The sequence below is a fragment of the Thalassolituus hydrocarboniclasticus genome, from assembly GCF_025345565.1.
Classification (GTDB): Bacteria; Pseudomonadota; Gammaproteobacteria; order Pseudomonadales; family Oceanobacteraceae; genus Venatoribacter; species Venatoribacter hydrocarboniclasticus.
In genome coordinates, this window is sequence record NZ_CP054475.1 from 1,136,568 (window position 1) to 1,160,764 (window position 24,197).

General features: G+C 52.5%; 20 protein-coding genes. 13 read left to right on the top strand and 7 right to left on the bottom strand.

All coding sequences use genetic code 11. The features are described from left to right. Positions 1 to 187: 187 nt before the first annotated feature. Both rnk and HUF19_RS05075 read right to left on the bottom strand, forming a co-directional pair. Complete coding sequence (rnk, locus tag HUF19_RS05070; protein ID WP_260998780.1) at positions 188 to 601, bottom strand: nucleoside diphosphate kinase regulator; 414 nt, start codon at positions 599 to 601, stop codon at positions 188 to 190. 1,086 nt (positions 602 to 1,687) lie between these two features. Continuing rightward, positions 1,688 to 3,532, bottom strand: coding sequence for an ABC transporter ATP-binding protein (locus tag HUF19_RS05075; RefSeq protein WP_260999467.1), 1,845 nt, complete (start codon positions 3,530 to 3,532; stop codon positions 1,688 to 1,690). Between the two features lie 382 nt (positions 3,533 to 3,914). Here HUF19_RS05075 and HUF19_RS05080 point away from each other — a divergent pair, with 382 nt between their 5' ends. The 5 genes from HUF19_RS05080 to HUF19_RS05100 all read left to right on the top strand — a co-directional run bounded on the left by HUF19_RS05080 (position 3,915) and on the right by HUF19_RS05100 (position 8,298). Further along, positions 3,915 to 5,078 (top strand): type III PLP-dependent enzyme, encoded by a 1,164-nt coding sequence (locus HUF19_RS05080; protein WP_260998781.1) that lies wholly within the window; start codon positions 3,915 to 3,917, stop codon positions 5,076 to 5,078. 144 nt (positions 5,079 to 5,222) lie between these two features. Then, the gene (locus HUF19_RS05085) at positions 5,223 to 6,602 is read left to right on the top strand and encodes a peptidoglycan recognition protein family protein (protein ID WP_260998782.1); all 1,380 of its coding nucleotides are present in this window, start codon (positions 5,223 to 5,225) and stop codon (positions 6,600 to 6,602) included. Continuing rightward, a complete protein-coding gene (locus tag HUF19_RS05090) occupies positions 6,589 to 7,152 on the top strand; it encodes a hypothetical protein (protein WP_260998783.1) in 564 nt (187 codons plus the stop codon). Before HUF19_RS05085 ends, HUF19_RS05090 begins: the two co-directional genes overlap by 14 nt. Positions 7,153 to 7,154: 2 nt before the next feature. Then, on the top strand, positions 7,155 to 7,646 hold the full coding sequence (locus HUF19_RS05095; protein WP_260998784.1) for a hypothetical protein: 492 nt from the start codon (positions 7,155 to 7,157) through the stop codon (positions 7,644 to 7,646). Positions 7,647 to 7,689: 43 nt separating this feature from the next. Beyond that, positions 7,690 to 8,298: a hypothetical protein gene (locus tag HUF19_RS05100; RefSeq protein ID WP_260998785.1), complete on the top strand. Its 609-nt coding sequence runs from the start codon at positions 7,690 to 7,692 to the stop codon at positions 8,296 to 8,298. Between the two features lie 26 nt (positions 8,299 to 8,324). Here the strand turns inward: HUF19_RS05100 and HUF19_RS05105 are convergent, their stop codons facing one another. Continuing rightward, entirely contained in the window at positions 8,325 to 9,662 is a 1,338-nt protein-coding gene (locus HUF19_RS05105) for a metallophosphoesterase (RefSeq protein ID WP_260998786.1), read from the bottom strand. Positions 9,663 to 9,999: 337 nt separating this feature from the next. Between HUF19_RS05105 and HUF19_RS05110 the strand changes: the two genes are divergently transcribed. The 3 genes from HUF19_RS05110 (at position 10,000) to HUF19_RS05120 (ending at position 14,058) form a co-directional block, all read left to right on the top strand. Beyond that, on the top strand, positions 10,000 to 10,641 hold the full coding sequence (locus HUF19_RS05110; protein WP_260998787.1) for a chalcone isomerase family protein: 642 nt from the start codon (positions 10,000 to 10,002) through the stop codon (positions 10,639 to 10,641). 149 nt (positions 10,642 to 10,790) lie between these two features. After that, positions 10,791 to 11,228: a gamma-glutamylcyclotransferase family protein gene (locus tag HUF19_RS05115; protein WP_260998788.1), complete on the top strand. Its 438-nt coding sequence runs from the start codon at positions 10,791 to 10,793 to the stop codon at positions 11,226 to 11,228. Between the two features lie 694 nt (positions 11,229 to 11,922). Continuing rightward, positions 11,923 to 14,058, top strand: a complete 2,136-nt coding sequence (locus HUF19_RS05120) for a helix-turn-helix transcriptional regulator (RefSeq protein ID WP_260998789.1) — start codon at positions 11,923 to 11,925, stop codon at positions 14,056 to 14,058. 148 nt (positions 14,059 to 14,206) lie between these two features. Here HUF19_RS05120 and HUF19_RS05125 read toward each other — a convergent pair whose 3' ends face one another. Together HUF19_RS05125 and HUF19_RS05130 are read right to left on the bottom strand one after the other, a co-directional pair. Continuing rightward, on the bottom strand, positions 14,207 to 15,703 hold the full coding sequence (locus HUF19_RS05125; protein ID WP_260998790.1) for an RsmB/NOP family class I SAM-dependent RNA methyltransferase: 1,497 nt from the start codon (positions 15,701 to 15,703) through the stop codon (positions 14,207 to 14,209). A gap of 132 nt (positions 15,704 to 15,835) precedes the next feature. Then, a complete protein-coding gene (locus HUF19_RS05130) occupies positions 15,836 to 16,852 on the bottom strand; it encodes a helix-turn-helix domain-containing protein (protein ID WP_260998791.1) in 1,017 nt (338 codons plus the stop codon). Between the two features lie 297 nt (positions 16,853 to 17,149). On the opposite strand from HUF19_RS05130, the gene HUF19_RS05135 reads away from it, so the two are divergent. The 4 genes from HUF19_RS05135 to tmpT all read left to right on the top strand — a co-directional run bounded on the left by HUF19_RS05135 (position 17,150) and on the right by tmpT (position 20,056). Next, the gene (locus tag HUF19_RS05135) at positions 17,150 to 17,995 is read left to right on the top strand and encodes a metal-dependent hydrolase (protein ID WP_260998792.1); all 846 of its coding nucleotides are present in this window, start codon (positions 17,150 to 17,152) and stop codon (positions 17,993 to 17,995) included. A 232-nt stretch (positions 17,996 to 18,227) separates the two neighbouring features. Beyond that, positions 18,228 to 18,797, top strand: coding sequence for a PhnA domain-containing protein (locus HUF19_RS05140; protein ID WP_260998793.1), 570 nt, complete (start codon positions 18,228 to 18,230; stop codon positions 18,795 to 18,797). A gap of 117 nt (positions 18,798 to 18,914) precedes the next feature. Then, on the top strand, positions 18,915 to 19,271 hold the full coding sequence (locus tag HUF19_RS05145) for a VOC family protein (protein WP_260998794.1): 357 nt from the start codon (positions 18,915 to 18,917) through the stop codon (positions 19,269 to 19,271). A gap of 110 nt (positions 19,272 to 19,381) precedes the next feature. Further along, on the top strand, positions 19,382 to 20,056 hold the full coding sequence (tmpT, locus tag HUF19_RS05150) for a thiopurine S-methyltransferase (protein WP_260998795.1): 675 nt from the start codon (positions 19,382 to 19,384) through the stop codon (positions 20,054 to 20,056). A 26-nt stretch (positions 20,057 to 20,082) separates the two neighbouring features. Here tmpT and tsaA read toward each other — a convergent pair whose 3' ends face one another. Next, entirely contained in the window at positions 20,083 to 20,823 is a 741-nt protein-coding gene (tsaA, locus tag HUF19_RS05155; RefSeq protein ID WP_260998796.1) for a tRNA (N6-threonylcarbamoyladenosine(37)-N6)-methyltransferase TrmO, read from the bottom strand. A gap of 344 nt (positions 20,824 to 21,167) precedes the next feature. Here tsaA and HUF19_RS05160 point away from each other — a divergent pair, with 344 nt between their 5' ends. After that, complete coding sequence (locus HUF19_RS05160; protein ID WP_260998797.1) at positions 21,168 to 22,601, top strand: OmpP1/FadL family transporter; 1,434 nt, start codon at positions 21,168 to 21,170, stop codon at positions 22,599 to 22,601. A gap of 93 nt (positions 22,602 to 22,694) precedes the next feature. Here HUF19_RS05160 and ccoG read toward each other — a convergent pair whose 3' ends face one another. After that, positions 22,695 to 24,092, bottom strand: a complete 1,398-nt coding sequence (gene ccoG, locus HUF19_RS05165; RefSeq protein WP_260998798.1) for a cytochrome c oxidase accessory protein CcoG — start codon at positions 24,090 to 24,092, stop codon at positions 22,695 to 22,697. Between the last annotated feature and the right edge of the window lie 105 nt (positions 24,093 to 24,197).

The following is a 24,197-nucleotide window of genomic DNA, read 5'->3' on the forward strand; positions in this document are numbered from 1 at the left end:
TCAGAGCGGCATTATAACGACAGAATGGCGCTTGCCATACTGCACTTCTGTGAAAATAATAAAGATATTAACGAAGCCGGGTCAGGAAGGCGCGACACGGGCAGATTCTTATAGCAGAAGGCGCATTTTATCTGCGCCATCTATATGAAGAATAAACGCCGGATAGCACGCTATCCGGCAGGCGGAATCAACGGTGGAATTCCCCGGAACTTTCCGGCTGGTACAGAATTTCTTCGATACGTACCTGCATTGGCTTGCCGTTAGGGCTGGGCCATTCGATTTCATCGCCAACCGACAGGCCGAGCAGGGCGCTGCCGACTGGTGCAAGAATAGAGATGGTACCGCCGGTAGTATCCATATCTTTTGGGTACACCAGTGTCAGGCAGAACTCTTCCTGAGTGTTTTTCACCTGAAAACGCACGGTGGAATTCATGGTAACCACCGTTGCCGGAACGTCACGCGGCGCCACAATCTGCGCCCGCTCCAGTTCGGCTTCCAGTTCATCCATCCCCGGAAACGCTTTGCCTGGCAGAGAATCCAATAAACGTTCCAGGCGCTCCAGATCAAGGCTGGAGATAATAATGTTCGGTTTGCTGCTCATAAAACTGACCTGCATGTAAGTAAAGCCCGCATGAAAAAAACGCCCCTAAGCAAAGCTTAGGAGCGAATTATGAATAACGGGAATAAAGTTGAAGTTACAATTCTGTTAGTAATAAAGCAAGGGGTCATAAACGGCCACCGTATAAATACAGCGGTTCTTATGTTTTGTCTTACTTTCTGTCAGTGAAACAACTGGTCCGGTTTGTCTGAAATGGGCCCAGAGTTGGCGCAAAGACCGGCTTAATAAGCACTACTGTCCCGCAGTTTGGAGTGTCACTACGTCACTCCAAACTGTGGCATTAATCGATTACAGTGTTTCAACCTGAAACGCTTTTCCGGGGCAAGCCCCTGGCCCCCAGTAAGGAGAGGTATCTCCTTACGATCCTCTCTTTTCGGCGCGTCCGGCTTCATCCAGCCAACTGCAATGATTATGCGGCACGCAAAACAATTCGCCCCGGAACGACACTTTAAAACACCAATAATTTGTATCGTTCCGGGGCAGGGTTTTGCTCTGAAGGCCGCAGAATCATCTGGTTGTCTGGCGCCGCACGATCGCCGGTTTTAATAATCCGCTCAGCCGTATTTCAACGGAAAAAGAGTTCACGACATGAAATTTCAGATCATCTGTTTGCTCTGAAAAGCGGCATTGCGGTGATGGTTTTCTGCGCCTCTGGGGCCGCCGCAGAAACCGCTGATATGTCTGGTCTGTCCGCAGGGATGCGGACAAGTGGCTCCGGCCATGGATGGCCGATGAGGCACGCGGCCAGTAAATATCAAGGTTTCAAGGGTGACGGCCCAGAAAGCGCGAAGCTGGGCCTGTTTTTGCTCCTGCAAAACATGCATTTCCGCCATCCATGGCGGTCAGGTATAAAGCCCCGCCGGCAAGGGGATAAGTTCCCCTGGGAGGCAGCAGGCCTTGATGTTAAAAAATGCTGTTCTTGTCAGTTACGGTGCTGATTAAAAACTGCGGGACAGCAGTGGGCTTAATGCGGCTTTTAGTCTTCGTCAATAAAACCGCCGGTCCGGTTTGTCTGAAATGAGCCCAGAGTGGGCGCAAAGACCGGCTTCATCACAACATTCAATCGTCTCAGTCTTCACCAATAAAACCGCCGGTCTGGTGCGCCCACAATTGCGCGTAAATTCCACCTTTGGCAATCAGTTCCTGATGTGTGCCCTGTTCAGCAATACGGCCCTGATCCAGTACGATCAGACGATCCATCGCGGCAATGGTCGATAACCGGTGAGCAATAGCAATCACGGTTTTATTTTCCATTAACCGGTACAGACTCTCCTGAATGGCGGCTTCGACTTCCGAGTCCAGCGCGGAGGTGGCTTCGTCCAGAATCAGAATCGGTGCGTCTTTTAATAATACCCGGGCAATGGCGATACGCTGGCGCTGGCCACCGGACAGTTTTACCCCGCGCTCACCGACCTGGGCGTCGTAGCCTGTGTTGCCTTCCGGATCGTGCAGTTCCTGAATAAATTCGTGCGCTTCGGCCTTGCGCGACGCTTCCAGCAGTTCGGCTTCGCTGGCATCCGGGCGTCCGTAGAGAATATTGTCACGCACGCTGCGGTGCAGCAGCGAGGTATCCTGAGTCACCATGCCGATATGTTTGCGCAGTGAATCCTGAGTCACGTCTTTAATATCCTGACCGTCAATCAGAATACGGCCGGAATTCAGGTCGTAAAAACGCAGCAGCAGATTAACCAGTGTCGATTTTCCGGCACCGGAGCGTCCGACCAATCCCACTTTTTCACCGGCTTTGATATGGATATTCAGTGCCTCGAATACCTCTTTATTCTGGTTGTCTTCATGCCCCTGATAATGGAAACAGGCCTGTTCCAGACGGATTTCGCCCTGCTTTACGTTCAGCGCTTTGGCATCAGCGCTATCCTGCACCTGCGGGGTTTTGGACAGCGTTTTCATGCCGTCGGCAACGGTGCCGATATTTTCAAACAGGGCACTGACTTCCCACATAATCCACTGCGCCATACCGTTGATGCGCAGCGCCAGCGAGATCGCAATGGCAATGGCGCCGATACTGATGGCGCTGTCCATCCACAGCCAGACGGCGATGGCGGCAATGGTAAACGCCAGCAGGTAATTAATGACGTTAACGGTCACATTCAGACCCGTGACCAGACGCATCTGGCGGTACACGGTATCCATAAAGCCTTCCATCGAGTCGCGTGCATAATCCGTTTCACGGTCGGTATGTGAGAACAGTTTTACCGTCTGAATATTGGTGTAACTGTCGACCACACGTCCGGTCATGGTGGAGCGGGCGTCGGCCTGTTCGGTGGCAATGCGTTTCAGCTTGGGTACAAAGTACAGCTGGGCACAAATATACAGCGCCAGCCAGGCCAGCATTGGCAGCATAAGGCGCCAGTCGGCCAGTGCCACCATGACCAGTACTGAGGTGAAATACACCAGAATATAAACCGCCAGATCCATCAGTTTCATCACGGTTTCGCGCACCGCCAGAGCGGTTTGCATCACCTTGGTGGCGAGGCGGCCGGCAAATTCATCCTGATAAAAACCGAGGCTTTGCTTTAACAGATAGCGATGGGTCAGCCAGCGGATTTTCATCGGGTAATTACCCAATAACGTCTGATGCACCAGCAAGGTGTGGAAAAAGACGACTAAAGGCATTACCAGTACGACCATCAGCGACATCAGCAGCAGACGGCTGCCTTCTTCGGCGAGCAGGGTGTCGGGTGTGCGCTGGCTCAGCCAGTCAACCAGATTGCCCATAAAGCCGAACATCATGACTTCCAGCACCGCCAGCAGAGCCGTCAGCAGCGACATAAACACCAGCGGCACTTCCAGGCCACGGGTGTAATGGCGGCAGAAAGCAAAAATTCCGGCAGGTGGCTGCTGCGGGTGTTCCGGAGGAAAGGGGTTCACAAAACGTTCAAAGAGTCTGAGCATACTGGTCATATAAAGGCAGGAGTGGAACAGCCCGACACCTTAGCGGAGCAGGCTTATGAATGTAAGCGCTGAAAATTGATTTCACTGTTCGGGCGACGGAATAACGCTCTGAGAGAGGTTGTTGGGGTAAACCCGGTGTTTTACTCTGCCGCAGTACTAACGCGGCTGTAGCGCTTTGTCAGGACGATTCAGACACATAGCAGGCAGATTGCGGTGAACTTGCATCCCTTTGAGCAAAGATTCTGATCGCCGGACGTGTTACGATTCGAAAAGGTGATCGTTAGGACAAAGAAAAATCACTGTACTACCGCGCAGATAAGCCTATCTTTGCGCAACTTTTTTTCATTCACATCACTACCCGGATAAGGAGGTAGCGAGCCCAATGGTTGTTCAACCTGAAGACTACTACGATGCCGAGAGCTTTACTCGCCTGAAAGAATTTGCCGACAAACAGGAAACCCCTTGTCTGGTTGTCGATAAACGTATTTTTGAGCGTCAGCTGGATGATCTGATCAGCAGTTTTCCTTATGCGAAAACGTATTACGCCATTAAAGCCAACCCGATGCCTGAACTGCTGGGCATTCTGCGTGACCGTGGCTGCTGTTTTGACGTGGCTTCGCGCTACGAGCTGGATAAAGTTCTGGCACAGGGTGTGACAGGTGACCGTGTAAGCTATGGCAACACGATCAAGAAAGCCCGGGATATCCGCTACTTCTATGAGAAGGGTGTGAATCTGTTTGCCACCGACTCTGAAGCTGACCTGCGTAATATCGCCAAGGCTGCTCCGGGTGCACGTGTATTTGTGCGTATCCTGACTGAAGGTTCGCAAACTGCCGACTGGCCACTGTCGCGTAAATTCGGTTGTCAGACCGATATGGCGATGGACCTGTGCCTGCTGGCGCGTGATCTGGGTCTGGTGCCTTACGGTATCTCTTTCCACGTAGGTTCTCAGCAGCGTGATATCGGTGCCTGGGACTCGGCGATTGCCAAAGTGAAGGTAATTTTCGAGCGTCTGCGCGAAGAAGACGGCATCGAACTGAAAATGATTAACCTGGGTGGTGGCTTCCCGGCCAACTACATCAGCCGTACCAACGATCTGAAAACCTACGCAGAAGAAATTACCCGTTTCCTGCATGAGGATTTCGGTGAAGAACTGCCGGAAATCATTCTGGAGCCGGGCCGTTCACTGGTGGCCAACGCCGGTATTCTGGTCAGCGAAGTGGTACTGGTCAGCCGTAAAGACCGTTACGGTCTGCACCGCTGGGTATTTACCGATGTGGGTAAATTCGGTGGCCTGATCGAAACCATGGACGAGTCCATCAAATATCCGCTGTTTGTGGAGAAAAAAGGCGAACTCGAAGAAGTGGTTCTGGCCGGCCCAACCTGTGACAGCGCCGATATTCTGTACGAAGACTACAAATACGAGCTGCCACTGAATCTGGCATCCGGTGATCGTCTGTACTGGTTCTCAACCGGTGCATACACCACCACTTACAGTGCTGTGGAATTCAACGGCTTCCCGCCGCTGGCTTCTTTCTGCATCTGAGTGAGCTGATGGCTCGCTGTTAAAAAACCGTCAGCCGGGCAACCGGCTGGCGGTTTTTTTATGGATATACGCCTCCCTGCAGTTGGTCAGACAGGTACTAAAAAGGTATCTTGTCGGTAACGATCTCATACACAGGGAGGATGTATGCAAGCCGTACCTCTGGAATTGCTTATCAACGGTCTGACCGTGGCCGCCGGTGCTGCCTTATTGGTCGAACGCTTCACCGAACTTCTCAAACACGTTAAAGAACGTGCCAATAAATTCTTTCTTGAACGCGATGCTGAAGCAGCCAGACTGGCGGCACTGAAAACCGCACAGCAACAGGCTGCAGCCATTCAGCAGCATTTGCAGGCCGGCCATGCGCCGGAGGTTGCAGTATTAAAAGCTGCAGAGAGTTCTGCTGACAGTATCCCTCCTGGTGTTGATAACGATCATGCCGCCTTCGAGCAGCACGCAGCCATCAGCGTTGTTCCCATTCCGGTAATATCCAGCGAAAGTGCAGCGCTCAATTTATTTATGCGCCTCGCGCCTTTGGGGCTGGGCATTATTCTCGCCGGCATTTTTGATCTGCATCTGTTGGCGATGTTTACCGGACAAGCGATTATGGATATTCCAACCCTGTGGGAGCAGGGCAACTGGCACGTCATTATGCTGCAATCGCTGGATACTCTGTTGTCGGGTTTATTGATTGGCGGTGGCAGCCAGCCGGTGCATATGCTGATGCTGTTTTTAACCACCCGCCGTTTAACCGACAGTGAAAAGCAGGCGCTACAGGAAGTAATTGATCCGGGTGAAGAGGCGCGCTGCCAGCCTTCAGCGCAGACGCCGGAAGTTATTCATCTGGCCAGCGACGAGCGCGTTGGCAGTGTTTTACCCGGCCCGGATATTCACTATGCCGGCGGCGTTAATCCGCAGAGTCTGGAGCAGGTTCACCGCCGCAGTGGTGAGCCGGAGCAGATTGTTGTGCACCACACGGCGATGAATTCGGCGCTGGGTTTTAATGCCATTGTGGATGAATTTATCGGGCAGAAAAAATGGCTTACCGGTTATCACTGCGTGATTATGCCTGATGGCAGTATCCGTCCGTTCTGCCGTTGGGACCGCGCGGGTAATCATGCCAGGGGCCACAACGACCGCACGCTGGGCATTGCCTTTCACGGTAATTTTCATAATCAGCCACACGACCGCTTTGCCAACAGCGATGGCCGCTATGGCCCACTGAAACCAACCGCTGCACAGCTGGATGCCGGAGCCCGGGTAATTGCCCTGTGGCTGAATCTGTATCCGCAAATGCCCGGCGCGCTGACACAGGCGGTAGTTCCGCACCGTGCACTGGAAGGTGCTGATACTGTGTGTCCGGGAAATCAGTTTCCTTTTGCCGAATTACTCAGCCGTACCGGGGCTTATTGCAACGCCTGGCAAACATCCGCTACCGCTCAGGCCGGGCTGCAGGCCTTCCGCCAGAAACCCTATATTTATGCCCTGAACACAAGCGCCGCAGGAGGTCAGCATGGACAGCTTTGATTCTGCATTAATTATGCTTTGCAGCGCGTTGTTTTTTTCTTTATTGCTGGAGCGCCTGCTGGAAATTCTGAAAGCCCTGTACGATTTTTTTGAAGTGCGGCTGGGCTATCAGAGTTACTGGAACCGCAGCGCGCAACGTCTCAGCGAACAACTGGATGCATTACGTCAGGCCGGACGTGTACAGGCGGAGGTCAGTAAAGCGGTTAACGATTATCTGCGCACCGATTATCCGGGGCTTGAGGGAGTGGAAGCTTTATCGGCGGCGACGCTGCGTTCGCTCACCATTAAAGCCGTCAGTAAAATTCTCGCCATTATTATCGGTATATTGCTGGCGCTGCTGTTGGGCATTAATTTATTTGCCTTAATCGAACAGCTGAACAGTCAGATTGGCGGTGCCGCCTATGATGGCTATTTTTCCAGCCGTTATCTTCCCGGCTGGCTGGGAGAATGTCTGACCGGTACTGCCATTGGTCTGGGCACTGGTCCGTTGCATAAAATTATTGAGGCACTGGAAAAATCCCGCAAAAACCGCACGGATAAAGGAGCCTGAACATGGACAAACTGCATATTGGTTTATGGCTCGCCGAACATCTGGATACTGTGATCGGCTTTGTTTTATTGCTTGGCGCCTGTCTGATACTGCCGAAAAGTGTGCGCTGGTATGTTTTTACCGGTGGCGCAGCGTTGCTGTTGATGAATCTCTGGCAGGTGTCACGGGCGCGGGAAAAATTAAAAAAACTGGATAGTGAACGTTCTGCCCTGCAGGAGCAGCTGAGCGGATTAAAAGACGCCAGCGAGCAACTGAAGCAGCGTAATCAGGAGCTGGAAAAACAATCGGCTGAACTTGAGCAGCAACGTCAGGCGTTATTGCAGCGCCAGCAGGATCTTGCCAGTGGCGATGCGGCATTGCAGCAACAGCAGGAAGACATTAACCGTCAGGTTAATGCTCATACTGAGCAGCGCAATGCATTGCAGGACGAAAACCAACGCGTGCTGGATGCGCTGGCCAAACTTAAACAACTGGAAGCAACCTCACAACTCTGACGGAGGCAATATGCTGGCTTTAACAAGGATGGTTTTAACAAGGATGGCTTTACTGAGCAGCGTTCTCGCTGTTTTTGCCGGGCAAAGTGTACAGGCAGAAGAGACTACCTGTGAAATGCTGATCACACCGGCAAATCTCAGTCAGCAGACCATTAATGGTCAGACGGTTTATATTCTGCCTGCCGCTAAAGTACAGCAAACCCAGAATATTACCGGCTGTGTGAATTACACCGCGCTGTTGCAGAAAAATCAGGACGACAGCCGTAAAGCCAGTGCCGATATTGCTGCACTGCAGCAGCAGAATGCTGATCTGACCCAGCAGCTGGAAAAATATCGCATACTGGTGGCGGATCAGACGCAGCTGGGTGACCGTTACAGCCAGCTGAATACTCAGTATCAGGATCAGGTTAATCAATGCCAGGCTTTAAACAACCGCCTGGTGAGCGTTGCCGGCAAGCTGGACAGATTGTCCGGAGAATACCGCAGCATTGCCGTACAGTCGCTCAGCCGCTATCGCCTCGGAGCAGCGCTGGGGGGCGGAAGCGAAGGATTTGCCAGCCAGCTGCATGTTGGTTATGACACACTCAATCTGTTTATTCATAATTATGATGATAAAACCAGCGCGTTAATCGGTGCCGAGCTGCGTTTTTAAGACGCAGTCCGACCGATTGAATACCGTTAATGTTGCTGGCTGCGTTGTGGAAAGGTCAGCATAACCTGTTCTGTGGTGGCACCACTTTCATCATTGGGGGTGGTGATCATCCTTACCTGAATATCATCATCAAGTGTGATATGCGCAAATCCCCAAACCATGCCCTGCATCCACAGCTCCTGATATTCAGCGTAGGTTTTTTTCTGATAGGCCTGAAACGGCGTATGAATTGGCCGCTGCTTTGCCGCGGCACCTGAAACAATAATCGGCAGTGGTTTTAATTCTTTTCCGTTTGCACCGTTATATTGCTGGCAGTCATCCTGATGCGCTTCCAGATCATGCTCATGCCCGGCCAGATACAGATCGGCAAACTCGCACAGCATCGGCATTAATAACGGGCGCAGGGCGCGGGCCTCTTCAAACTTACTGCCACCGGATGACCAGAGCGGATGATGTCCGGCAACAATTTTCCAGCGTGCTGAAGACTGCTTCAGGGCATTTTCCAGCCAGTCTAACTGCTGCTTTTCCTGTCCCTGTGGTTTCTGCCAGTCAGCATAGTGTTCCAGACTGTTGTGCTTTTTTTCGCTGCCGTCAGGGTTGAGCTTGTCTTTTAAAACCGTTGTTCCGGCCAGCAATAAATTGGTATCAATAACAAAGAACTCGGCATCACCGCGATTAAAAGAATAAAACCCGGGTTGTGGTAAGACCATTTTATTTTCGTCACGGCTGGCCCAGGCAATCTGTGCATCGCGACCGGCGCGGGACGTTTGCCAGTCATGGTTGCCCAGTACGCCGTAAATACGGAAATCATCATGGCTGCTGACCAGTTGGCGGAAAGGCAGGTCGAGAATATCGAGAAAACGCTGTTCGTCACGCTCACTGCCATCGCCACCGGCCGGATAAATATTGTCGCCCAGCATCAGTGAAAAATCACAGCGCCTGCTCCGGCAATACTGAGTCATCGCCTGTGCTACAGCATTCAGTCCGGTGCGCTCAACGACATAATCTGTGCCACTGAGACGATGCATTGGCGGTGCGACAAAATCTGCGGGCGGCAGGCCTTTCTTTTTCCAGGCAGCGCGTTCGCTGAGCAAAAATTGCTCGCGGGTTTGCGGGTTATTTAAGCTCGACTGTTTTGGATAATCGTAATGGTAACCGCTGTCACCAAAGGCAAGAAAGGCAACGGCTTGCTGGTTGCTGACCGCAGATTCTTTATCGGCCAGCTGATTTACAGGCATATCATTAGTGACCACAGGAGCGGTCGCTATGGGGTTGTTCTGACAGGCCGCCAGCAGTGCTGAAGCCGTGGATATCAGTACAAAAGCGCGCAGTTTTTTCTGCCTGAATTGCAGTCGCAGTGTCATTTCATTCTCCGGTTAAGACCATTTTCCGCTGTTGTAGCATGGGTAACGCAGAGAATGGATGACAGTGGGGGTCTGTTTGGCTCAGGGTAATTGGGGTTTTGGTTGTTGGCAGGGTGTTAATCGGTTTTTTATCAGGAATAAGAAGGAGAATTCCGGGCGGATATCTTTCTGCTCTTCAGGCTAAAGGCTTACAAGCGTGCTCTTGCGGTCATACTCCGGAGTGGTTAAAGTGCAGGGCAGAAATGCTGGTAAAGGATGTCGCCAGTGTTGCCTGTTGTGATCTGTGGGTTTTCCTTACAGGACATAATCGGGCGCTAATAATGATAAGGAGTGTCGTATGAAAATATTCTCAGCTGCTTTTTCCCGCCTTTTTAACTGCCAGGCCCGCATGGCTGTTGCTTCCTGTTTTTCTGTACTGATATTAATGCTGTCAGTACAGGCTCAGGCGCGGACCATTGCCGATACCGAATTTCCCGATGTGATTGAAGCGACCGGTGAGTTTCCGCAGATGACACTGAATGGCGCCTCGGTGCGTAAATATTATTACGTGGTCGATATGTATGTGGGTTTGCTGTATATGCAGAACCCGGGACGCTCTGAACAGGCCGTGATTAATGATGAGGGCTACAAACGTATGGTATTCCACACGCTGCTGCCGCGTGCCAGCGGCCGTCGTGTTGCCAAGGCGCTGTACGATGCATTGAACCTCAGCAACGAAGAAGCCGAGGCATTAGGTGCACCGATTGACGAAGTCATTGAGATGTTCGATGTCAGCATGAAAAGCGGTGACGAAACCCACGTCGAATACGTACCCGGTGTTGGCACCCGCATTATCGTTAAAAATGAAGTACGCGGTGTGATTGCCAGCAAACGTTTGTTTGATGCGTTTCTGGGAATCTGGATTGGCGCCAAGCCGTTCAGCGAAACCTTTAAAGCAGAAATTCTGGGTACCGAAAATGCCCTGATTGCGCATGAATAGCTGCACATAAACAGCCGTACATAAGCAATACCATTCAAAACATAATACCGGCATAAAACGGCCTGCATGCAGCGACACAATCCGTCGCTGCTGCTCCTCTCTTTCTTCTTCCTGTTTTACACTGCACGCAAAATTCTGAGAGTTCAGCCATGAACGACTGGTTATTTGTCTACGGTACTCTGCAACAGCACTGGCTGGCGGATGAATCGAAGTGGCCTGCCGCCGCCGATAAACAGGCATTACGGCAACTGCGCCGCGCCCTGCAGCAGCAGGCACGCTGGTGCGGGCCGGCACAGATCCGGGGCCGGCTGTATCGTGTGGCTCATTATCCGGGGCTGATCTGTGATCCGCGCGGTGACTGGATCAATGGCGACCTGTACGCCTTACGCCAGCCACAGAGCCTGTTGCCACTACTGGATGCCTATGAAGAATGCAGCCCGGCTTTTCCGCAACCGCATGAGTATCAGCGCGTGCGCTGCCCGGTGCAGGTTATGGCGGAGAATGGTCAGCGGGCGCTGACAAGACGCGCCTGGGTGTATCGCTATAACCGTTCTGTGGCGGGGTTGGAGCCGCTGGCGGGTTACTGAAAAACGCTTCACGGCTTAACGGTTTTTTAATCATCGGGTAGGGTGGGCACTGCCCACCGGCGATAACAAAAAACAGTGTTTTTAACATCCTGGCCTGTTGCCTCCCAGGGGAACTTATCCCCTTGCCGGCGGGCCGACCCCAGCTTTGCGCTTTCTGGGCCGTTACCCTTGAAACCTTGATATTTACTGGCCGCGCGCCTCATCGGCCATCCATGGCCGGAGCCACTTGTCCGCATCCCTGCGGACAGATCAGACATATCTGCGGTTTCTTCGGCGGCCCCAGAGGCGCAGAAAACCATCACCGCACTGCCGCTTTTCACACAGAGAGTGACTTTCCTGTTAGTTTCTTACCGCAGCAGGTCAGTTGCCCGCTATCAATCACCGTTTGTAACGAAATCGGACAGCTTTATATTCGCGCTTGCCCGTTTGGTCAGAGGGTAGTAACTTAATCGTCAAATAAATCAATAGCTTGCCCTCAGATTTACAAGAGGGGTTTACAAGCGGGGTGTAAAGTTAGCTGCACAGTAAACATGAATTAACAGGCGTGCGCGTCTTTCTGGAAGGGATTTTCAAGTTATGAAAGATTTCTTAGAAGAGCCAGTGAGTTACACAGGCTTTCTTAAAGGCGTGGCCCAAGATAAATACGCACGTACACTAATACAATTTTCAGTGCTAAAGGATGCCGAGGATCAATATGGATTTAGATAAGTTTTCAAAAATTTCAGAGTCTCTTCGGCAGTATAGAAGAGCTGAACTTCGAGATTTCGAGAGCGATATTGGTGCCAAGCCTATTGAAAAACTCTATGTGGATGCACTGCCTGGTAACGCAGTTCTTAACTCTGTCTTGTCTAGTAATACGACGTTCTTACTGGGTAGGAAAGGCACAGGGAAGAGTACTGTTTTTGCTAAGGCTCAATCTTCATTGCGTGGAAAAAGCGAAATAATATCGGTATATATAGACGTAAAATCATTGATAGAAGTCTTAGATTCGAATACTTCGCCTGTTGTTGAACTGGAGTCTATGGGGATTTCGATAGTTGCTTATCGCACTCACCTATTAAGAAAGGCAATGCTAGGTCGAGTTATATCTGAGCTTCTGAAAGAAATAAGAGCTAACTCAGAAAAGCTTACTTTATTGGATCGATGGAGGGGCAAGAAAAAACAGTACGATGAGCTTATGCACTGTTTGAGTAGTATATCTGAACGTGTCAGGTCATCCAGGCTTGAGCAGCATGAGATTCCAATTCTTCAAAGGATTAGTCAACAGATTCGAGTTAAAAAGCAACAAGAGAACTCTTATCAAAAATCTGATTCGGCTCGGGTTGGGGGTAAAGCATCCTTGACTCAAGCAGAAATGAACGCAGAGTTGAATGAGTCGTCAGTCGACTTCGATAAGACTTTGGATGATACTGAGATTTATAACGAATATTCTGATGTAGTTTTAAAATCTTTTCCTTTTGGGGAGATTATTGAAGAAATACAAACGCTAATATCAGAGGCTGGCCTTTTAAGGCTCGTTGTTTTTTTTGATGATTTTTCAGAGCTTAACTTCGTCGATCAGAGATTGTTTGTTGATGTTGTTCTGTCACCGTTAAACAATTCAAGTAATGAGACTATTAAGCTGAAGGTTGCAGCCTACCCTGGACGAGTCTACTACGGTAAAATTGATCCTGGGAAAGCGGATACAATTAGTTTGGATTTTTCTGATTTGTATGAAGCATCCGAGGTTCAAGAAATGGAAAGATCGGCAGCAAGTTATGCAGAAAGACTTCTTGTTGCCCGCTTTGATGCTTTTGAAGTAAGTATGAATGATTATTTTGATTTTAGCTCGGAGATTGAGCGTATTGAAATGATGAGGCTGATTTTTCAGGCGTCATTTAATGTGCCTAGAATAATTGGCCATCTTCTCCATACACTCTATTTGGATAGAATTTCAAAATCTCAGAAAATTACAAACGCTTCGATTAGGCTTGCTTCCAAAAAATATTATGAAGGAACTATAGAGAAATACTTCGATCGAATGAATCGATACGCCTTAGAACCATTCGAGAATAAGCTTGATAGGCACAACCAAAATGAGTTGTTAAGGTACTTGATTAATGAGGCTAAGGAAGTTAGGCGAAAAATATCTAGTGGAGATGTTGGTGGTGGATATTTTATTAATATTAAAGGTACGCCGCCTACAAGTCATTTTACTGTGATTCCTGGTCTTGAAGAAGTGCTTGCATCTTTGGAACAAAACTTTTTTGTATCTCGCTATAAAAATATGAGAGACAAAAATGGAAATGGTGTTATTGCTTACGCTCTGTTCTTAGGTTTGTGCGAAAGTGAAAGAATGGTTTGGGGGTACCCTGAGGGTAGAGAGTTTAGACATTATTTTCAGCAAAGGTGTTTCGAATATACGAGAGCAATTCATCAGTTTCTTTCGAGAAATCAGACAATTAAGTGCAATTATTGTGGAGCTTGCCACCCCATGGAGATCAAGGCCAGCTTGGAGCTCTATAAATGGAAGTGTCCAGAGTGTGCTGAAGGTATATGTGGAATCACTAATTTAGCGGAAGATTTCAAAGATGAAGTTGAGAAACTGGATAAAGAAATCATGCTTGAACCAGTTGAGTTGGAAATCGTAAGTATTCTTCATGACGAATCTAAACGAATGAGAGCTGGTGAAATATCTGCTCTCATCGATAAAACGCATCAGCTTGTAGGTCGGCGAACTAGCAAGCTCCGAGACATGGGGCTGATCATAAAAGAACAAGATCATGATGGGCATATGAAAAGTAATCTTACAGTGAGGTGCGAAGAAACCTACTTCGGAGAAAAGCACTGAACAAGTCAAAGCACCCGGATGCAGCAAAGCTGCTCCGGTTATGAGGCGCTAAGCCCTCCACCCCAATCGCTACAACATCACAGATTAAAACACTAACCAATTAAGCTTCAGCCGGAGTGACACCCCGTCACTCCGGCTATAAAACCGCTCAGCTGCCTGCCTTCTTCATTACCGCTACAAACATACAGTCACAGTCATCTTCCGGTGCGCCGAGCATTTGCTGGCTTTGCAGGCTGAAGGCCGGGTTGGCCTGCAGGAAGGCGCTGACGATGTCTTCATTTTCGCTTACCTGCCAGCTGCAGGTGGCGTATACCAGTATGCCGTCGGGGCGTACGGCCGGGGCGGCCTGGGTCAGAATATTGCGCTGAATCTGTTGCAGTTCGTTGCTGTCGGCGCTGTTAAAACGCCAGCGCGCATCGGGGTTGCGGCGCCAGGTGCCGGCGGAGCTGCAGGGGGCGTCGACCAGAACTTTGTCGAAACCCTGCTGGCGGGCAATTTCCTGTGGCAGACGCAGTGGTGCTGCGGCATCCCACAAAAACGTCCGCACATTGCGCGCACCGGCGCGGCTGGCGCGGCGTTTTAATTCGTCCAGTTTGTGCTGGTGCAGGTCGGTGGCGACGACGGCGCCTTTGTTGTTCATCTTCGCTGCCAGAGCGAGGGTTTTGCCGCCGGCACCGGCACAGGCATCCCAGATTTTATCGCCGGGGCGGGCAGCCAGTGCGGCGGCAATCTGCTGGCTGGCCAGATCCTGAATTTCGATCACGCCGTTACGGTACAGCTCGCTGCTGTTGACGCCGCGGCCACCGCTGGCGCAGAGGTGGTCGTCACGCAGCTGGGCGCTGACGCCTTCTTCCTGCAGGCGCAGCTGCAGGGCTTTCAGGTCCCGTGAATCGGCCGCTAATTCGTTCAGGCGCAGGTCGTTGATGCGTAACCACAGCGGCGGGAAGCCATTCTGCATCTGCAGGAAACGCTGCAGGTCGCTGTCTGACCACTGGCTGCGTTTGGCGCGCTGTTGCAGCAGCGGCAGAAAGGACGGACGCACGCCGTGCCAGAGCAGGGCAAGCGGGGATAACGGTTTGGCTTTTACCTGATGTTCAATATTGGCGAACAGGTGGGCGCGTTGTTCGTCCTGGCGCACCATGCGTACGAAATTCCAGGGCTGCAGGCTGCGCAGCTGAATCCAGTACCAGAACGCGCTGGGGTGCATGGTGTCGGCGGCGGCCGGCTGCCATTGCTCATCCCAGCTTTGCCAGTCGTGCTCCGCGGCATGGCTGGCACTGACGCCGTTGCGTTCATTCAGCATATCTTCCAGTGCACAGGCCAGTTGCTGAAAGCGCAGGGCGCTGAACATGGCTTCGCTCAGGGTGCGGCTGTTGTCGGCGCTGTCGGCCTGGCGCGGTGCGCGCAGCTGGCCACGCAGCCAGCGGTCAAGCGGCGGTTTTACCGCCTGTGACTGCCATTGTGACCAGAGCTGGATAATACGGGCTTCGTCACCGCTGCCGCGGCGGCCGTTAGCTGAACCTGAAGCGGCGCGGCTCTGGCGTTGTTTTTGCGGCGGGCGCGAACTCTGGCTTTTGGCCGGGCGTTGTTTGCTTTTTCCGAAGGTGGAGCCGGAATTTTTGGCCGGGCCATGAGATTTGCGCATAGAGAGTATCTGCCGTTGCGGAGCGAAAGGGGCCTTAGATACGGAAAAGCCGGGAGTGTGACCAGTTAAAAGAGTTTATAGACGAGAGGATTTTGATTCTTTTTGACTATCGGTTGCCGCAACTCCCCGGATTCAGGCACTTTGCCGGTATTGCGAGGGTGATACGCCGGACCAGGCTTTGAAGGCCTTGGCGAAGTTACTGGCGTCGCTGTAGCCCAGTTGCTCGGCGATCAGGTCGATGGCCAGGTCTTCCTGCTTTAACAGACGCTGGGCGTGGCGGTAACGGACATCGTCTTTCAGCTGCTGAAAACTGCTGCTGTCGGCCTTGAGTTTGCGGTTAAGAGTGGCGGCTGACATACAGAGCATGGAGGCGACATGCTCAACGGTGGGCATATCCTGCAGCCGGTCGTTAAGGATTTCCCGTACTTTGCCCGTCACTGAACTGCTTTGGGTCAGGCTGGTGAGGGCAGTCTGCAGTTGTTGCTCGGCCAGGGTTTCCAGCTCCGGGTTAAAAAAGGGCAGCGGGTGCTCCAGCGCATCGGCCGGCCAGGTCAGGCTGTTATCGCGTTGCTCTCCGATCACGCTGCAATGCGGCAGGGTGCTTTGTCCGGTGAGGCTGGCGGGGCAGGTGAGATGAATGCAGCTTTCAGCGTCGCGTCCGTAGTTGCCGACCAGGGTGCGGCAGATGGTTTCAACGCTGCTGAGAAAGGCCAGGGTGATAAAGGGGCCGGCAACCGGATTATCAAAACGCGGGGTAATGGTGAGGTGGCGGTGATGTTCGCTGCTGGCGCGGGCGATTTCGAAAATCTGGGCGCGGGTTTCAACATAGCGCATCACTTTTAACGCCGCATCGCCCATGGTGGCACTGTACTGCGCGGCGTAGCCCAGAGCGCCGTGCTTGGACAGGGTCATGCGCTTGCCGTATTCCAGCGCGATGCCGAGGTCATTGGTCAGGCGGCAGAAGCGTTCAATAACCTTCAGGCAGGATTCATGGCCAACGGGCACACCGGGCTGAAACAGAATCTGTTCCGGCAGGCCTGAATCGATCAGCAGGTCGGCAGCGGAAATACCGCGCTCAAAGGCCAGTTCGGTCAGCAGAATCAGATAGTCTGAGGAAATACTGTAGGCGCCGGTGCCGATGGTCTTCATACCTGGTGTTATGCCTGTTCGTTGTTATTGGCTTGTTACGGTTGCTGCGTAATACACCCGGACTGCGTTTTGCGCTTTTTGCACTGGAGACTGCAAGCTTATCACCGGGGGGCAGCAGCCGGAGTATGTCATAGTGCGGAGCATGTCAGAATGTCTTATCTGGCCACTGTTAACCGGTTTTAACTGACAACGACGCTGTATCCGGTTACAGCAAGAACCTGTTGGCAGCCTCCCCCGATTCGTCGCGTTACAGGCTCTGGTTGCCGGCAGTAATATGTTTATCCCTGGAGTAACACCATGACTGAGCACAACAATAAATCGCAGTCGGTAGAGATTAAACCACGGCGTATGGCGTTCGATACCGCCGCCCCGATGCGTAAATATACCTTTAAAGATAACTCACTGGTCAGCACGTTCTTTTACTCACTGTCGGCGTTATTTCCGGATGGTGAGCGCTTTTTTATTCACTCGGTGCGTAATTATCAGAACGAAATCAAAGACCCGGTATTGCTGGCACAGATCCGCGGTTTTATTGGTCAGGAAGCGCATCATGGCCATTCCCATGAAGGTCTGAACAATACCATCGACCAGATGGGCTTTCCGATGCACGAAATTACCGGCCGGTTGCAGAAACGCATCGCCATGCTCAAGCGCACACTGGGCCGTGGCCGCCAGCTGGCACTCACGGTCGCGATGGAGCATTTCACCGCCTCCATGGCCGAGTTTCTGCTGAAAAACCCGGAAATTCTTGATGACGTTGATCCGACGATCCGCCAGATGCTGATCTGGCACGCGGTGGAAGAAATCGAGCACAAGGCAGTGGCCTTTGATATTTACCGCCTGAAAGTGAATAACGAAAAACTGCGCAAACGCGTGATGTTTATTTCCATTATCGGCCTGTTCTCTCGTCTGGCGTATTACCAGTTCCTGATGCTGAAAGCCGACCGTCATTTCCCCAGCCTGCGTGAGTGGATTGACGCGACAAAATTCTTCTGGGGTAAAAAAGGCATTCTGCGTGACAACCTGAAGTCGATGCGTCTGTTCTTTCAGGATGGCTTCCATCCGTGGGATATTGACCAGCATGACCTGATCGACGGCTGGCAGGAACGCTTCCCAGATATTGCTGCTCTGCAGATGAACTGACGTTTATCCTGAGCGGCCTGGCCTTTGCCGTTCAGTCTGCAGAGGGTAACGAAAGCCTGAATATCCGCTGCGGATATTCAGGCTTTTTCGTATACGGGCCGTGCTGTTGTGAAAAGCGGAGCAGGGCTACAGGCTCAGCAAAGAGCCTGAACCGGCTTTACAGTTTTTGACACAGGCGACAAAAAGGGTGTTTTTGTGCATAATAGCCCGCCTTAATTTAAGGGTAATGCTTATGTCCATCGAACAAAGTCTGCTGCAGCGCGCGGCTAATCAGTGTGAGCTGTGTACTTCTGCCAACGATCTTTCCCCTTTTCTGGTGCCGCCGCACAGCCAGCTGACTGTTGATAGCGGTGTTGTTCTCTGCGCGACCTGCAAAACCCAGGTTGAAGGCGGTGAGCCGGATGCTAACCACTGGCGTTGCCTGAATGACAGCATGTGGAGCCAGGTGCCGGCGGTACAGGTGCTGGCTTACCGTATGCTGAAGCGTCTGTCGGCCGAGCCGTGGGCGCAGGATCTGCTGGATGTGATGTATATGGAAGAAGACACCCGCAAGTGGGCAGAAACCAGTGCCGCAGCAGCCGATGATGACCGTGAACCAACCCGCGACAGCAACGGTGCTGTATTGCAGGCCGGTGATAACGTCACCCTGATCAAAGACCTGGATGTAAAAGGCGCTAACTTTACTGCCAAGCGCGGCACCATGGTGCGTGGTATCGGCCTGACCGATAACCCGGAGCATATTGAAGGCCGGGTAAACGGTACGCGTATTGTGATTATCAGTGCTTACACCAAAAAAGCCTGAGTTACGAAATGGATCGTCTCAAAAGCCGGATTTATTCCGGCTTTTTTGTGGCCGTTATTCAGGCTATGGTGATGGACTTTACGCACAGTCAGACAGTATCTGATACAGGGAGTATGTATGCAGGAAAAATTAAATTACGTCGAATTTTCCAGCCGCGATCTGGCGGCCAGTAAAGCCTTTTTTCAGCAGGTTTTTGGCTGGGCGTTTCAGGACTACGGCCCGGAATACTGTGCTTTTTTTGCAGCCGAAGCCGGACTGGATGGTGGTTTTTATCTGGACTCTGAAAAAGCGCCGGCCGCCGGTGCATTATTGGTGCTTTATTCTGCGCAGCTGGAAAACTGTCTGGCGCGGGTGGAAGCGGCTGGCGGGCAAATAACAAAGGCGGTATTCAGCTTTCCCGGTGGCCGGCGTTTCCATTTTTCTGAGCCCGGTGGCAATGAGCTGGCGGTCTGGTCGGATAAAGCAGCGGAATAAGCAGACCGGCAGAGGCGACCAGAGTCGGATTGGAATAAGCATGTCTGATCGGTTATAAACAACCTTTGCGCCGTATTACCGGCGTGTTGAGATTGGCAGATGGGGTATTTATGCACAGCGAATTCTGGCACGACAAATGGTCAAAAAAAGAGATTGGTTTTCACCTCGATGAGGTGAATAAAGTGCTGCTGAAATACTGGCCGGATATGCATCTGGCCGCAGGCAGCAAAGTGTTGTTGCCTCTGTGTGGGAAAACCCTGGATCTGTTCTGGTTGCGCGAAGCTGGCTACTGCGTTGTTGGTATTGAGCTGAGTGAAATTGCGCTGGATGAACTGGCCGCTCAGTTGACCGCAGAACTGGATATAGCCATTGAAAAAAACCGTGAAGGCGAGCAGGTGTTTTATCGTGGCGAGGGCGTATTGCTGATTGCCGGTGATTTCTTTAACGTCAGCCGGGAATTGCTGCAGCGTGAACTGGGTGGCGATATTGATGCGGTGTATGACCGTGCGGCGCTGGTGGCGTTACCGGAAAGTATGCGCCGGCAATACAGTCAGCATCTGCATGCACTCAGTAACGGTGCACCGCAGATGCTGGTAACCCTCGATTATGATCAGAATCTGATGGATGGCCCGCCCTTTGCGCTCAGTGACGCCGAAGTACATGCTCACTACGATGCGTTGTATACGCTGACATTGACGGAAGAGAGGGAGCTGATTGAGCAGGAGCCACGCTTTAAGGCCCGTGGCCTGACATCCTTTAAGCAGCGGCTGTATTTTTTACGCTGAGTGCGGATGCCGGGCTGTGGCGGAGCTTATACGGCTCCGCCAGTCTCAACCGCCAGAACACAAATCCCGCCGCTTTGCGGGTAGTGCCAGATCACATTAATATCCCAGAACCGCACACCATAACGACGCTCCGGATCGGGCTGCTGATAGGCCGGTTTGGGGTCCTGAGCCAGGCACTGTTCAATCAGTGCTGCCACGTCTTCCCCCAGTCTTTGTGCCTGTTGCTGTGCTGCCGCCAATGCGTCTGGCTGCCAGCTGACGCTGACGGTGGCCGGTGCCTCACTGGCGATGCCATTGTGGGCGCCTTCAATGCTGTCGGCGTAGGGCACATAGGGTTTGATATCGATGATCGGCGTGCCGTCGAGCAGATCGACACCGGATACCCAGAGTCGTGTACCTTCCACTTTTTCCAGCCTGACCACCGACTGGCCAATGCCATTAGGGCGGTGGGTACTGCGCGTGGCAAATACACCTAATTTTTCATTACCACCCAGACGCGGTGGCCGTACCCGCAGCCGCGGTGCCGCAGGATCGTCGGCCGGTGCCTGATGAAACTGGAACAGCAGCCAGATATGACTGACCTGTTCCAGACCAAGCAGTGCTTCCGGCTGATTGTAAGGTGGCAGCAGCTCAATTACCGCCCGTGCAGCAGGCGCCAGTTGTGGCTGGCGTGGAATGGCAAACTTTTCAGCAAACGGTGTACGTGCAATAGCAACTGGCTGCACGCTGGTAGGGCTGATTGCAGAATTTATGGCTGCGGGAGTCATAGCGGATCATTCCGGCAAAAGCGGCAGTATACCTGTGGTCGGTTCGCGCATACGACCCCGTGTTGGTTTTGTGCAGAGCTTGTGCTGGCGTTGCGCCGACCCTGCAACGAGGAACAGGTTCCGTGGGTGACTTTTCAATACTGAACACCGGTGTTCAAAAAAGTCATTTGAAGCCTAATTTGTTTCAATAAGTTACCTAATGATTACCATCTGATACAAATTGGCCGTTTTTGTGCTGGCATACTGCCGCCGCATTCGACGAACAGTAATAAATCCGTCGGTTATTCCGCCTGTGGGGTCCTCCTGACCGGGCGGTTCACATAGCGTTTCAGCAAGGTGTTCAGATGTTCAATAAACCATCCGTTCTGGCGGTTGCCGTAGCGGCAGCTTCCCTGTTCAGCGCCGGTGTTCAGGCTTCCGGTTTTAAAATTAATGAGCAAAGCGCCAGTGGCGCCGGCCGTGCCTTTGCCGGTAGCGCAGCGGTTGCTAACGATGCTTCTGTGGTGTTCTTTAACCCGGCCGGTATGAGTCGTCTTGAGCGCTCCCAGGCCAGCTTTGGTTTTACCTATCTGCAGCTGGAAGGCAGCTTTGACGGTGTGCGCACCAACCCGACTGGTATGGTGACCAGCGATACTGCTGAAGCCGGTGTGTATAACGACGGTGGCGATTTTATGCCGGATAAAGTCATTCCGTTTGGCTACATTGTGCACAAACTGGACGATAAAGCCGCGGTTGGTCTGGGTATTTTCGCCCCATTCGGTACCGCAACCGATTACAAAAGCGGCTCTCTGGCCGGCGGTTTTGCCGATGAGACCCAGCTGTCTGCCATCGATATTCAGCCAACCTTCTCTTATCAGCTGAGCGACACCCTGTCGTTCGGTGTGGGTATCGATATCGTTTACGCTCAGGGCCTGCTGAGCAAAGAACTGGACCTGGTGCCTTTCGGCGCCCCTGGTGCTACCGACCCTCAGTACAAAGGCTACGAAAACAAGTTTGAAGTAAAAGGCGATGATATCGGTTATGGCTGGAACTTCGGCGTAATGTGGGATGCCAGCCAGGCAACCACCCTGGGCTTTGCTTACCGCTCTGAGATCGACTTTGATCTGGAAGGTAAGTCTGAGTTTAAGCAGTCCGAGGGCGTTTTGGGTTATGCCGATCCCGATGGTGCAACTGGCCCTATTCCGCCGGGTGCTTACCCGGTTGATGGTAATACCGGTAAAGTTGATAAGCAGGACTCCCGTGTACCTCTGACCGGCCCGCGCTCTGCGACTTTCAGCATTGCCCATCAGTTTGATGACCGTCTGCAGCTGCTGGCGGGTGCGACCTGGACTGACTGGTCTTCGTTCAAATACTTCGACGTGATTGCCACCAAGTCCGGCATCATCGATGACCTGAGTGGTCTGGGTGAAAACTACATCGGTCATATCGTTGAGAAATGGCATGACACCTGGTCTTACTCGGTGGGTGCTGAGTACAGCCTGAATCAGGACTGGACCCTGCGTACCGGTTACGCCTTTGACGCTTCTCCGGTTAAAGACGAGCACCGTACTGCGCGTGTACCGGATAACGACCGTCAGTGGCTGACTGCAGGTACCACCTACAACCTGAACGACAGCTGGAGCTTTGATGCGGCCGTGGCGTACCTGTTTATCGATAAATCCAAGATCGACGAGTACAACTACGATCTGGACGATGATCAGAAAGGCGCAGACAACCTGAAAGGTGAGTTCGATGTGAATGCACTGGGTCTGTCGTTCCAGGCGAACTACCGCATGTAATAAACGAGGCTGTTAAGCTGTCTTAACAAATGCCTGAAGAAAAAGCCCGTATGGAACTCCATACGGGCTTTTTTGTGGGCGTTGATCAGGCGCTTAATTGTTTGCTGCAAGGCTGGCAGTACGCACTCTGGGGTTGGTAAAGCGCGCCGGCAGCTCCTGCAGGTAGCCGCTGCGCTGATCTTCAATGCGCAGCTCCAGTGCCTGACTTGGGGTATCGGTGGTGCGTTCGATATCCAGACTGTGAGCGGCGCGCTGACCGGCGCTGAGGGTCGTTTGCAATACCACCTGTTGCTGGTCATAAACCGTCAGCTGCATAGCGTCTTGGCTGCGGTTATGTAGCTTCAGGGTGTAGCGGTTGATCAGGGTGTCGTCCGGCGTCAGCTGGTACAGTGTCAGGCGGTCGCGCTCCAGACTGGCACTCAGCGGTGGTTGCAGCAGTGTGGTGACCAGAATGACGGCAAAGGCGCTGACTGCAAGTGCTCCATAACCCCACAGACGCCAGCGCTGCAGCGGACTCAGCTGCTCCTCCGGCTGGTAAGTAATAAGGCCGGTGGCGCGGCCAATCTGCAGCATCACTTTATCGCAGGCGTCGATGCAGGCACCGCAGTCGATACAGGCAATCTGCAGACCGTCACGGATATCAATATTGGTCGGGCAAACCTGCACACAGAGGCCGCAATCAACACAGTCACCGGCGGCTTTATTCTCCGGGTTGTGTTTACCGCGGGGCTCGCCCCGGTCGGTATCGTAGCGCACGGTGCGGGTCTGGTTATCGAACATCACTGACTGAAAGCGGGAGTAGGGGCACATATGGGTGCAGACCGATTCGCGTAACCATCCCGCATTCAGGAAGGTGAGGCTGCTGATCAGGATCAGCCAGAACATAGCAACGCTGCTGATATCGCCGCGGATTACATCACTCCACCACTGCGCCAGCGGGTAGAAATAGGCAATCATGGTGATGGCGGTGGCCAGGCTGAGCAGTACCCAGGCAACAAACTTCAGTGCCCGGCGAACTTTCTGCTGGCGGGTCCCTTTACCCTGATCGAGCTTGCGGCGCATCTGGCGTGAGCCTTCGATTTTTTCTTCCAGCCAGATAAACATAAAGGTCCACACCGTCTGCGGACAGCTGAAGCCGCACCACAGGCGGCCGGCGTACATGGCAACAAAAAACAGGGCAAAGGCACTGCCGATCAGCAGACCGCTGAGCAGCAACAGATCTTCTGACCACAACAGCCAGCCACCGATATGGAACTGCTGGGCGTTGAGGTCAAAAAACACGGCGGGTTTACCCTGCCAGCTGAGCCAGGGCGTGAGAAAAAACAACGTCAGCAAAGGCCAGCCAACAGCCCGGCGCCAGTTGCGGAACAGGCCGTTGGCCAGACGTACCCGGTGCGGCGGCTCGTCAATCACATGCAGGGGGATGCGGTTGTCGTGGCGGCGGCGGGCAGCGGTGAACAAAGCGGAGAGCAGGGAAATGCGGGGGATCATAACCATCAGAACCTGTGAAAATCTTTGACAGGCTCCTATGGCAACCGGCGTACCAGTTATTCAGGGCGCATAAATACTGGGGTTCTGCTCTTTCCTGTAGAGGCA

Bases quoted from the DNA above. Each gene is read 5' to 3' on its own strand.
- rnk (WP_260998780.1), bottom strand. From the start codon at position 601: ATGAGCAGCAAACCGAACATTATTATCTCCAGCCTTGATCTGGAGCGC.
- HUF19_RS05075 (WP_260999467.1), bottom strand. From the start codon at position 3,532: ATGCTCAGACTCTTTGAACGTTTTGTGAACCCCTTTCCTCCGGAACAC.
- HUF19_RS05080 (WP_260998781.1), top strand. From the start codon at position 3,915: ATGGTTGTTCAACCTGAAGACTACTACGATGCCGAGAGCTTTACTCGC.
- HUF19_RS05085 (WP_260998782.1), top strand. From the start codon at position 5,223: ATGCAAGCCGTACCTCTGGAATTGCTTATCAACGGTCTGACCGTGGCC.
- HUF19_RS05090 (WP_260998783.1), top strand. From the start codon at position 6,589: ATGGACAGCTTTGATTCTGCATTAATTATGCTTTGCAGCGCGTTGTTT.
- HUF19_RS05095 (WP_260998784.1), top strand. From the start codon at position 7,155: ATGGACAAACTGCATATTGGTTTATGGCTCGCCGAACATCTGGATACT.
- HUF19_RS05100 (WP_260998785.1), top strand. From the start codon at position 7,690: ATGGCTTTACTGAGCAGCGTTCTCGCTGTTTTTGCCGGGCAAAGTGTA.
- HUF19_RS05105 (WP_260998786.1), bottom strand. From the start codon at position 9,662: ATGACACTGCGACTGCAATTCAGGCAGAAAAAACTGCGCGCTTTTGTA.
- HUF19_RS05110 (WP_260998787.1), top strand. From the start codon at position 10,000: ATGAAAATATTCTCAGCTGCTTTTTCCCGCCTTTTTAACTGCCAGGCC.
- HUF19_RS05115 (WP_260998788.1), top strand. From the start codon at position 10,791: ATGAACGACTGGTTATTTGTCTACGGTACTCTGCAACAGCACTGGCTG.
- HUF19_RS05120 (WP_260998789.1), top strand. From the start codon at position 11,923: ATGGATTTAGATAAGTTTTCAAAAATTTCAGAGTCTCTTCGGCAGTAT.
- HUF19_RS05125 (WP_260998790.1), bottom strand. From the start codon at position 15,703: ATGCGCAAATCTCATGGCCCGGCCAAAAATTCCGGCTCCACCTTCGGA.
- HUF19_RS05130 (WP_260998791.1), bottom strand. From the start codon at position 16,852: ATGAAGACCATCGGCACCGGCGCCTACAGTATTTCCTCAGACTATCTG.
- HUF19_RS05135 (WP_260998792.1), top strand. From the start codon at position 17,150: ATGACTGAGCACAACAATAAATCGCAGTCGGTAGAGATTAAACCACGG.
- HUF19_RS05140 (WP_260998793.1), top strand. From the start codon at position 18,228: ATGTCCATCGAACAAAGTCTGCTGCAGCGCGCGGCTAATCAGTGTGAG.
- HUF19_RS05145 (WP_260998794.1), top strand. From the start codon at position 18,915: ATGCAGGAAAAATTAAATTACGTCGAATTTTCCAGCCGCGATCTGGCG.
- tmpT (WP_260998795.1), top strand. From the start codon at position 19,382: ATGCACAGCGAATTCTGGCACGACAAATGGTCAAAAAAAGAGATTGGT.
- tsaA (WP_260998796.1), bottom strand. From the start codon at position 20,823: ATGACTCCCGCAGCCATAAATTCTGCAATCAGCCCTACCAGCGTGCAG.
- HUF19_RS05160 (WP_260998797.1), top strand. From the start codon at position 21,168: ATGTTCAATAAACCATCCGTTCTGGCGGTTGCCGTAGCGGCAGCTTCC.
- ccoG (WP_260998798.1), bottom strand. From the start codon at position 24,092: ATGATCCCCCGCATTTCCCTGCTCTCCGCTTTGTTCACCGCTGCCCGC.